Origin of the sequence: Protofrankia sp. CiT1, from assembly GCF_917627335.1 — a bacterium.
Lineage (GTDB): Bacteria > Actinomycetota > Actinomycetes > Frankiales > Frankiaceae > Protofrankia.
Map to the genome: position 1 here is coordinate 1 of NZ_CAKJTP010000112.1, position 9,808 is coordinate 9,808.

A 9,808-nucleotide genomic window follows, 5' to 3' on the forward strand; every position below is an offset into this window, starting at 1 on the left:
AACGACGTCTTCAAGCGCAGCGGTGTGCCGTCACTGACCTTTGTCGAGCCGCCGGAGTTCTTCCGGCTCATCATGGCGTTGCGCACCACCGGCCGGGGCATCGTCGTCGAAGGGCCGTCCGGTATCGGCAAGACGACGCTGCTCAAGAAGGCGCTGGAGCGGGCCGGGCCCTCGCTGGGACAGGTCCAGGTGCTCAGTGCCCGCAAACCAGCCGACCGCCCGGCGATCGAGCGGCTCCCGGAGCACCATGTCGGCACGGTTGCCGTCGACGACTTCCACCGGCTGCCCGCGGAGCTGCGGGAGAGGCTGCTCGACCACCTCAAGGTGCTCGCCGACGAAGAATCGGCGGCCAAGCTCCTCGTCGTGGGGATACCGGGTACCGGCGCGAGCCTGGTCGACCTGGGTTTCGACGTGGCCACCCGCATCGACGTCTTCCGGCTGTCCGCGGCCGGTCTGCGCACGGACGGCAACGCCCTCGTCCTCGACGTCATCGGCAAAGGCGAACAAGCGCTCAATCTGGTCTTCAAGGACCGTGCGCAGATCGTGCGGGCGGCGGCGGGGAGCCTGCTGACCGCGCAGATGCTGTGCTGGGAGCTGGCCGTTCTCCACGGTGTCGAGCGGACTCAGCCGTTCTCCGTGGAGATAGCCGGCGACGTCACCCGTGCGGAGACAAGGGTGATGCGTGATCTGGCCGCCAAGTACGACCCGGAGCTGGCCGGCTTCGCCGCGCTCGACGGACCCGCCGAAGCCACCTGCATCCATCTGCTTACCCAGCTGGGCCGCCATGATGACGGGGTCCTGCGCCTTGACGACCTGCGCGAGGACGTACGGGTGGACAACCCTGGCTTCGCGGCCGGGATCGACGCCTTCATCCGCAGCCACCCGACCGGGCTGACCGGCCCCTCCGCCGCTATCGAGAAACATCTGCATTACGATCCACGGGCACGGATGATTATCGGCGAGGACCCTCAGCTACTTTTCTACCTACGGCGCCGCAGCGCCGAACAGCTCGCCGAGGTGGCTGGCAAGCGCCTGCCCCGGCCTCGCGACCAGGTTTTCGTCAGCTACAGCCACCGGGACGGGGCCTGGCTCGAGCGACTGGACACCCACCTGCGTCCACTCATCCGCGACGGAATGCTCGACCTGTGGGATGATCGGCGTATTCAGGCCGGAGACCGCTGGCTGACCGAGATCACTCAGGCCCTGGAACGGGCAAAAATTGCGATCCTTCTGGTCAGTGCCAATTTTCTCGCATCCGACTTCATTAATCACAAAGAAGTGCCGAAGCTGTTAGCGGCGGCGGACGCCGGTGGCTGTCGGATCATACCAGTAATCATTGGGGCGTGCTTATTCAGCGAGGACAAGCGGCTGAATATGTTCCAGGCGGCCAACCCTCCGGACAAGCCGTTGGACGCGCTGCCCAAGCATGCCGCTGACCGTTATCTGGTGGAGGTGGCGCGCCACTTTCTTCACCCATAGGTCGCGTCACCCGCCGGCCGAGCCAACCCGAACGGGTGATAGCGCCAGCACGGTCACAGCTCGTCATGCCTTGCACGCGCAACAGCCGTACCGTCTCGAAGCATGGCCGAGGTAATGCGGGGGCTGTCGGGCGACACCTACAACGTACCGAAGATAGTGAACATAACGGATGCATCGGACCAGCCCGGCGCGTCGATAGCAGGTGCCGCGGGCCCGGCCGTGCTCTTCGAGCGGGTCACGATCGCCGCCGGCCGGACACCGGTACTCACGAACGTCCACGGAACCGTCGAAACAGGCCATGCCGTCGCTATTATAGGCCCACGGCACGGTGGAAAATCAGTACTGCTCCAATCGATACTCGGGCTGGCACCGGTGATCAAAGGATCGGTCACCGTGCTCGGTCAGCCGCCGGGGCAGGCCCGCCGCCAGGTCGCGTACATCCCACCGGCCGACAGTTTTGACAGCAAAACTCGAGTCACCGTCATCCAGGTCGTACTCATGGGGCGCTACCGATGGATCGGATGGGTACGGCGCCCCACCCTCGCCGACCGGACGGTTGCCGCCCGCGCGCTGGCGAGAGTCGGGCTCGCCGACCGTTCCCGTGACCGTTTCGAGACGCTGTCCGGCACCCAGCGTCAACGGGTGATGCTCGCGCGCGCCATAGCCCAGCAGCCACGCATCCTCCTGCTCGACGAGCCGCTCACCGAGGTCGACGTGCCCAGCCAGGCAGCGCTGTTGGCCACCCTCGCAACGATGCGATCAGCCGGCGCCAGCGTCGTGATCTCAACCGACGATCTCGCCCTCGCGCATCTGGCCTGCGACGACGTGTTCCTGTTCAACCACCGTCAGATCGCTTTCGGGCCGACCGCGGCCGTCCTGACCCAGCATGCGCTCGATACCGCGTTCGGTGACAGCACCGACAGCACACTGGAATCATTGCGCGACGCAACAATCATGACCCAATACAGATAGCCCCTTCGCGGAGCCCTGAACAGCGAAAAACACCCTAACGTCATAGTTATGTTACCAACAGCAACAAGCACGCCGGAATTCGGTCGGGTTTCGGGGAGTCCGGCCGAATTCCGGCTGGGATGACGGGCATCATGGACGGCGCAGCCGGCGTGGGGAGTTGATCTGTTGTGATCGCGGGTCGTCCAGTGTCATCTGGTAGTCATCCAGGCGCATCCGCGGAGCGGGCCATCCGGATGGCGACGGTCGCGGCCGTCACCCTGGTCGCGGCGGTGGCAGCCTTCGTCTCCTACCGCCACATGCGTGGCGTCGCCATCGAGCACGGCGAGGACTCCATGACCGCGGCGGTGCTGCCGCTGAGCGTGGACGGGCTGATCGTCGCCGCCTCCATGAGCATGTGGGCGGACCGCCGTGCGGGCCGGCGCCGTTCCCAGCTGTCCTATGCCCTGCTCACTATGGGCGCATGCGCGTCGCTGGCGGCAAACGTCCTGCATGCCGACCCGAACCTGACAGCCAGGGCTATCGCGGCCTGGCCACCGTTGGCTCTGCTCGGTTCCTACGAACTGCTCATGCGTCAGATCCGCCCCGTGGGCCCGCTCCCCGACGCCCGCCGCCCGACCACCCACACGACCGATGTTCCGGTCGCGCCCGGTGAGAGGCTCAGCGGTACGGTCAGCATTCCCGCCCCGCGCACAGGGCAGCCCACGCTCGGGCGGTCACCACTGTTCCTGGCTCCCGTCCCAGTACAAACACCCGATCACGTCGAAGCCGTCGAAGATGTCGATCAGCCGGATCCAGCGGGCCCCCTGAATCCGGCTGATCCAGTCGACGGACGCCGTGCGGCCGGGTACGAAGCGGTGGCGGAGGATGTGGACGATCTACCGGACACCGCGGCGGAACCGTCCGGCCAGGCATTCCCAGGGCTGGACACCGCCGGAAAACGGGACGCCATCATCCGCGCGCTGGAACAGAGCGACGGCTCGGCGGCACAGGCTGCCGCGCTGCTCGCCGCCCGCGGTATCAGTGTCAGCAAAAGCTGGGTCTACCAGGTCCGCAAGGACACCCGCTTCGCCGGTATCGACACCGGACCGCTGCCGATACCGTCCCGTCCTCCGGCCCGTCCGGCCCGTGGCCTGGGCCGCGGCCTCACCCCGACCTGGACCCGCACCCCCTGACTCTGGTCAGCACAACCAGCCACCGGACCAGGGCTCCCCGCGTGCCACGCCGAGGGGGTTGTACGGCGGATAGCCCGTCACGGGCGAGAAAACCCACTGGACGGCGCGCCTACCCTTGGCAGATGGAGTTCACCCAGTCCGACAAGCTCGCCGACGTCTGCTACGACGTCCGGGGTCCTGTTCTCGACCAGGCGACGCGGTTGGAAGCCGAGGGCCAACGCGTCCTGAAGCTGAACATCGGCAACCCCGCGCCGTTCGGGTTCGCCGCACCTCCGGCGATTCTTCAGGCGGTGGTGGACAGCCTCGCCGACGCACAGGGTTACAGCGATTCCAAGGGCCTGGCATCCGCACGGGCGGCCGTGGTTCGTTACACCACCGGTAAGGGCGTCGCCGGAATCGACATCGACGACGTGTACCTCGGCAACGGCGTCTCAGAACTGATCATGATGTCCTTGCAGGCGCTGCTCAACGACGGCGACGAGGTGCTGCTGCCGGCACCGGACTACCCGCTGTGGACCGCGGTCGTCAGTCTGTGCGGCGGCCGGCCCGTCCACTACATGTGCGACGAGTCCGCCGACTGGATGCCCGACCTCGACGACATCGCAAGCAAGGTCACCACCAGGACCCGGGCAATAGTGATCATTAATCCGAACAACCCGACCGGAGCGGTCTACAGCCGCGAGGCGCTGTCCAGCATCATCGAGATCGCCCGCCGGCACAACCTCATGATCTTCTCTGACGAGATCTACGACCGGATCCTCTATGACGACGCCGAGCACATCTCCACCGCGGCGCTCGCTCCGGACATCATGTGTGTCACGTTCAACGGGCTGTCAAAGGCGTATCGACTCGCCGGCTTCCGCTCCGGCTGGATGGTTGTCTCCGGTCCGCGCACGCATGCCACCAGCTACGTTGAAGGCCTCAACATCCTGGCGAACATGCGGCTGTGCGCCAACGTCCCGGGCCAATATGCCATGCGGGCCGCGCTTGCGGATGACAGCGGAGCCGGCGACCTCGTGTTGCCCGGCGGCCGGTTGCACGAGCAGCGCGACGTGGTGTGGAAACTTCTCAACGATATTCCGGGCATATCGTGCGTGAAGCCACGCGGCGCGCTGTACGCGTTCCCGCGTATCGATTCGGCCGTTCACCGGATCGTCAATGACGAGCGGCTCGTCCTGGACCTGCTGCTGACCGAAAAAATTCTGCTCGTGCAGGGCACCGGCTTCAACTGGCCCAGGCCCGATCATATCCGGATAGTCACCCTGCCCGGGGTGGATGACCTCACCGACGCGATCGGCCGTATCGGCAGGTTCCTCGAGACCTACACACAGAGCTGACGACAGGAGGATCCGTAATCGTCGAAACGATCGAGAGCGAAAATAACGAAAACCGTTATCAATATTTTTCGCACGGTCGACCGCATGCCAACGAGCGTGGCCCCTTTGCCGCCCCCCGGAGGAAGCCAGCGGTGAGAGAGTGAAGGCTGTGTCCAGTGCCGAATCCAGCCGATCCGCGCCGCCCCCGGCATCATCGCGAGCCGTGTCCGGGTCGACGCCTCCGCCCACATCCGCAGCGCCAGGGAGGTCGAGCGGTAACAGACGGTCCGCGCTCGGCCGGGGGACAGCCGTCCGGGCCACCCGCCAGGGCGATGCGGTCTCCACCGCGCTCGCCGAGATCGATGCCTTCACCAGCGCCCAGGACCTGCACGCGTACCTGCGCGACGGTGGTCAGGCCGTCGGCCTGACCACCGTGTACCGGCACCTGCAGGTCCTCGCTGACCGGGGTGAGGTGGACGTGCTGCGGCGTGACGACGGCGAGACCCTCTACCGCCGCTGCACCACTGACAATCACCACCATCACCTCGTGTGTCGTCGCTGCGGACGGACCGTCGAGGTCGAAGGACCGGAGATCGAGGTGTGGACGGACCACATCGCGACGGCGGCGGGCTTCACCGATGTGGCCCACACCCTGGAGATCTACGGGACCTGCGCCACCTGCGCGGTCAGTCCGGACTGACCGGACTGACCGGACTGACCGGACTGGGGCTACGCCAGCCTGGAACCGGGTGCGCCGGGAACTGTCCCCCGCGCATCCTCAGCCAAGGCTCAGCAAGGCCGGAGCGAGCTCACGCCACTGCCGGCGGGGCAGCCCGCGGCGGTCCGCATCAAGGACCTGGACGCACACATGATCGGCTCCGGCATCAAGATGTTCGCTGATCCGGCCGAGCAGGACGTCCGGATCACCCCACGGCACGATCGTGTCGACGAGCCGGTCGGAACCCGCGCCCACGAGGTCGTCGTCGGTGAAGCCGAAACGGCGCAGGTTGTTCGTGTAGTTCGGCAGCCGCAGATACGAACCCGTGTGCCGCCGCGCCAGCTCCCGCGCGCTCTCGGGATTCGTGTCGAGGACGAACGCCTGCTCTGGGACAAGCAGCTTGCCCGGCCCGAGGATCTTCCGTGCGCTTGCCGTGTGCTCCGGCGGCACGAAGTAGGTGTGCGCGCCGTCCGCCCGGACCCGTGCCAGCTCCAGCATCTTCGGGCCAAGCGCGGCCAGGACCCGCGTCGAGGAGGCCGGTGGCACTGCCCGGTACTGCTCCCGAGCCGCCCGATCCATCTCGTCGAGGTATGCCCGCAGCTGCGTCAACGGCTTGGTGTAGGCAACGCCGCGGATCTCCATCAGGGACGCGTGTGACACGCCGAGCCCGAGCAGGAACCGGTCTCCGAACGCCTCGGCGAGGGTCAGCTGCCCGGCCGCCATCGTCTGGGGATGCCGGGCGAAAATCTGCGCGATCCCGGTCGCGACCGTGAGCCGGGAGGTCGCCGCGAGCATCAGCGCGGCTGTCACCAGGACCTCCCGGCCCTTGACCTCACCAGTCCAGACCGCCCGGTAGCCCAGCTCGTCGAGTTCGGCCACGGCCGCCCGGACAACCGAAGCCGGGGAGAAGTCGAACTGGCCGCTCCAGATCCCGACCCGACCGAGGTCACAACGGACGGGCGGGCGCACGGTGTCGGCAGTGTCGGCGCTGGCGGTGTCGGCGCCGCTCGCGGACGTCGGGGCAGTTGTCACCGCACCACGCTATCGGGACGCGCCAACCACGGCAGACAGCCGGAAGCCGTGTCCGGGGTTGCTCGCCACCATGGGACGACTATCGTCAGCTCCGCGGTGAACGGTCCCGCTGACCGCGGCGACCGGCTGCCCCAACCGGCGGCTGCGACCGACGATCTCGGGGACGGCCGAGGATGACCGGAGGACACTATGTCCGTTCCTGACACAGACGGGCCGAACGGCGCCGTCACACCCGTCCCGCGTGATCCCCGGGATTCACGTGAATCACCAGGATCACGTGAATCCCGGGACGGCAGCCCGGAGCCGGTACGGCTGCTCACGCCGGGCGGTGAGCGGCTGCCCGACCAGACCTACGATCCCTACCTGTCTGACCTCACCGGCGCTGATCTGTACGGGCTCCTACGCGACATGGTGATCGCGCGCCGCTTCGACGAGGAGGCAACCGCTCTCCAGCGCCAGGGTGAGCTTGGCCTGTGGGCCAGCCTGCGCGGCCAGGAAGCCGCCCAGGTCGGCTCCGCCCGGGCGCTGCGTGCCGACGACATGGTCTTCCCGTCCTACCGGGAGCACGCGGTGGCCTGGTGCCGTGGCGTCGACCCGCTGGACATCCTCAGCCTGTTCCGTGGGGTCACCCACGGAGGATGGGACGCGGACGAACACGGGTTCCAGTGCTACGCGATCGTGGTCGGCTCGCAGACCCTGCACGCCACCGGTTACGCGATGGGCATCTCCCGCGATCATGCGGTGGGTGCGGGTAGTAACGGCCACTGCATGCCGGCCACGCTGGTCTACTTCGGAGACGGAGCATCCAGCCAGGGCGACGTCAACGAGGCGCTCAACTGGGCGGGTGTCTTCGAAGCTCCGGTGGTGTTCTTCTGCCAGAACAACCAGTGGGCGATATCCGCGCCGGCCCGGCGGCAGACCAGGGTGCCGATCTACCAGCGGGCGTCAGGTTTCGGTATTCAGGGGATCCAGGTGGACGGCAACGACGTGCTGGCGACGCTCGCGGTAACCCGCTGGGCGCTGGAGTCGGCCCGCCAGGGACGCGCGACGCTGGTGGAAGCGGTGACCTACCGGATGGGTGCCCACACCACCGCTGACGATCCGTCCCGGTACCGCCATGCCGAGGAACTGGCCTACTGGGGAGAGCATGACCCGCTGCAACGGATGACCGCCTATCTGCGCGCCGGTGGGCTCCTGGATGACCATGCGGCAGCCGCTCTCGACGCCGAGGCCGACGCCCTCGCGGCCACGTTGCGTGAACGTTGTCTGAGCCTGCCCGACCCGTCCCCGCGCAGCATGTTCGAGCACGTGTACGTGGACGAGCCCAGAACCCTGGCAGCCATGCGGGACGCCTGGCCGGCAGTGGTACCGGCGGAACCGGCTGATCCGGAACCGGCCGGACCGGCGGCCTGGAACACCCGCCCGCCCCTGACGCGGGTCACCCAGATCGCGGCCACCGCGGGCGTGACCGCCGGAATGCCGGCCGCACCGGGCCCAGCCCGCCAGCCACGAAAGGCTGTCTGACGGTGCGCTCGACACTGACGCTGGCCAAGGCCCTCAACACCGGTCTGCGCACGGCCATGGCCGCCGATGAGAAGGTCGTTGTGATGGGCGAGGATGTCGGCAGGCTCGGCGGCGTCTTCCGGATCACCGAAGGGCTGCTCGCGGACTTCGGCGAGGCTCGCGTCATCGACACCCCGCTGGCCGAGTCCGCGATCATCGGCACCGCGATCGGGCTGGCGATGCGCGGGTTCCGGCCGGTGTGCGAGATCCAGTTTGACGGCTTCGCCTACCCGGCCTTCAACCAGATCGTCACTCAGCTGGCGAAAATCCATTACCGGAGCCAAGGGCGGGTCCGCTTGCCGGTGACGGTTCGCATCCCGTTCGGTGGTGGCATCGGCGCTGTGGAACACCACAGTGAGTCGCCAGAGGCGTACTTCTGCCATACCGCGGGCCTGAAAGTCGTGGCCTGCGCCAGCCCGGCCGATGCCCACACGATGATCCGGCAAGCGGTCGCGGCCGATGACCCAATAATCTTTTTCGAACCCAAGCGCCGGTACTGGGACAAGGGGGAGGTCGAGACCGACGAACCACTCGCCAACGCAACGCCGCTGCACGCCAGCCGGGTTGTCCGGACCGGGGGCGACGCGACACTCGTCGCCTACGGCCCGATGGTACGGACCTGCCTGGACGCAGCCGCCGTCATGGCGGACGAGGGGCGCGAGCTCGAGGTCATCGACCTGCGCACCCTTTCCCCGCTGGAGCTGTCCCCGGTGTTCGCGTCCGTTCGCCGCACCGGCCGGTGCGTGGTCGTGCACGAGGCACCGTCGAACGTGTCCCTGTCCGCGGAGATCGCGGCCCGGGTGACCGAGGCGGCGTTCTACTCCTTGGAGGCTCCGGTGCTACGCGTCACCGGCTATGACATCCCATACCCGCCGTCCCGGCTGGAAGAACACCACCTGCCGGATGTCGACCGGATCCTGGACGCCGTCGACCGTTCCTTCCAGTACTGACGACCGGTGCTGGCCGATCTGTCGAGCCAGCCCGTCGAAGCAGACCCGTCGAACCAGACCCGCGCGGCGCGCGCCAGGCCGCGAGCCGTCCGCCAGTTGGAGGTCACCTGTGCCGCGTGAACAGTTCCGCCTCCCTGACCTGGGCGAGGGCCTACCGGACGCCGAAATCGTCCGGTGGCTGGTGGCGGTGGGCGAGCCTGTGACGATCAATCAGCCGATCGTCGAGGTGGAGACCGCCAAGGCGCTGGTGGAGGTGCCTTCACCACTCACGGGTGTCCTCGTCGTTCGACACGCCGAACCCGGCGACACCGTCGAGGTGGGACGGCCGCTGATCACCGTCGACACCGATGCTACGGCAGCGGCGGACCTCGGTCCGGTCACCCGACCGGACCACGGAACGGACCACGGAACGGACCACGGAACGGACCACGGAACGGACAGCCCGGCGGACGGGCGGACACCCGTGCTGGTCGGGTACGGCCCGCGCGCATCCGCTGGGCCGTCACACACCCGGCCCCGGCAGCGGACCGACGAGAACGGACAGAACAGGCAGCAGGAACGCAACAAACCGGACGGACCGGCAATCCGCCCAGACCACGCCGAGCA

General features: G+C 67.6%; 9 protein-coding genes. 8 read left to right on the forward strand and 1 reads right to left on the reverse strand.

What is annotated here, in order from left to right:
- The 5 genes from MJ785_RS15990 to MJ785_RS16010 all read left to right on the forward strand — a co-directional run.
- On the forward strand, positions 1–1,479 hold a 1,479-nt coding region (locus tag MJ785_RS15990), incomplete at its 5' end, for a TIR domain-containing protein (RefSeq protein WP_239381563.1).
- Between the two features lie 102 nt (positions 1,480–1,581).
- The gene (locus MJ785_RS15995) at positions 1,582–2,451 is read left to right on the forward strand and encodes a metal ABC transporter ATP-binding protein (RefSeq protein ID WP_239375687.1); all 870 of its coding nucleotides are present in this window, start codon (positions 1,582–1,584) and stop codon (positions 2,449–2,451) included.
- Positions 2,452–2,684: 233 nt separating this feature from the next.
- Positions 2,685–3,623 carry a DUF2637 domain-containing protein gene (locus MJ785_RS16000; RefSeq protein ID WP_239375678.1) on the forward strand — a complete coding sequence of 313 codons (939 nt, stop codon included), beginning with the start codon at positions 2,685–2,687 and terminating at the stop codon, positions 3,621–3,623.
- Positions 3,624–3,745: 122 nt separating this feature from the next.
- On the forward strand, positions 3,746–4,960 hold the full coding sequence (locus MJ785_RS16005; RefSeq protein WP_239310744.1) for a pyridoxal phosphate-dependent aminotransferase: 1,215 nt from the start codon (positions 3,746–3,748) through the stop codon (positions 4,958–4,960).
- A gap of 202 nt (positions 4,961–5,162) precedes the next feature.
- Positions 5,163–5,639: a Fur family transcriptional regulator gene (locus tag MJ785_RS16010; RefSeq protein ID WP_255720144.1), complete on the forward strand. Its 477-nt coding sequence runs from the start codon at positions 5,163–5,165 to the stop codon at positions 5,637–5,639.
- 78 nt (positions 5,640–5,717) lie between these two features.
- Here the strand turns inward: MJ785_RS16010 and MJ785_RS16015 are convergent, their stop codons facing one another.
- Positions 5,718–6,626 carry an LLM class F420-dependent oxidoreductase gene (locus tag MJ785_RS16015; protein WP_239310757.1) on the reverse strand — a complete coding sequence of 303 codons (909 nt, stop codon included), beginning with the start codon at positions 6,624–6,626 and terminating at the stop codon, positions 5,718–5,720.
- A 252-nt stretch (positions 6,627–6,878) separates the two neighbouring features.
- Here MJ785_RS16015 and MJ785_RS16020 point away from each other — a divergent pair, with 252 nt between their 5' ends.
- From MJ785_RS16020 to MJ785_RS16030, 3 genes are all read left to right on the forward strand, one after another.
- Positions 6,879–8,213 (forward strand): thiamine pyrophosphate-dependent enzyme, encoded by a 1,335-nt coding sequence (locus MJ785_RS16020; RefSeq protein WP_239381565.1) that lies wholly within the window; start codon positions 6,879–6,881, stop codon positions 8,211–8,213.
- A gap of 2 nt (positions 8,214–8,215) precedes the next feature.
- Entirely contained in the window at positions 8,216–9,202 is a 987-nt protein-coding gene (locus MJ785_RS16025; protein ID WP_255720145.1) for an alpha-ketoacid dehydrogenase subunit beta, read from the forward strand.
- Positions 9,203–9,311: 109 nt separating this feature from the next.
- Positions 9,312–9,808, forward strand: a 497-nt coding sequence (locus MJ785_RS16030; RefSeq protein ID WP_305039919.1) for a biotin/lipoyl-containing protein, incomplete at its 3' end; no start/stop codon positions are given.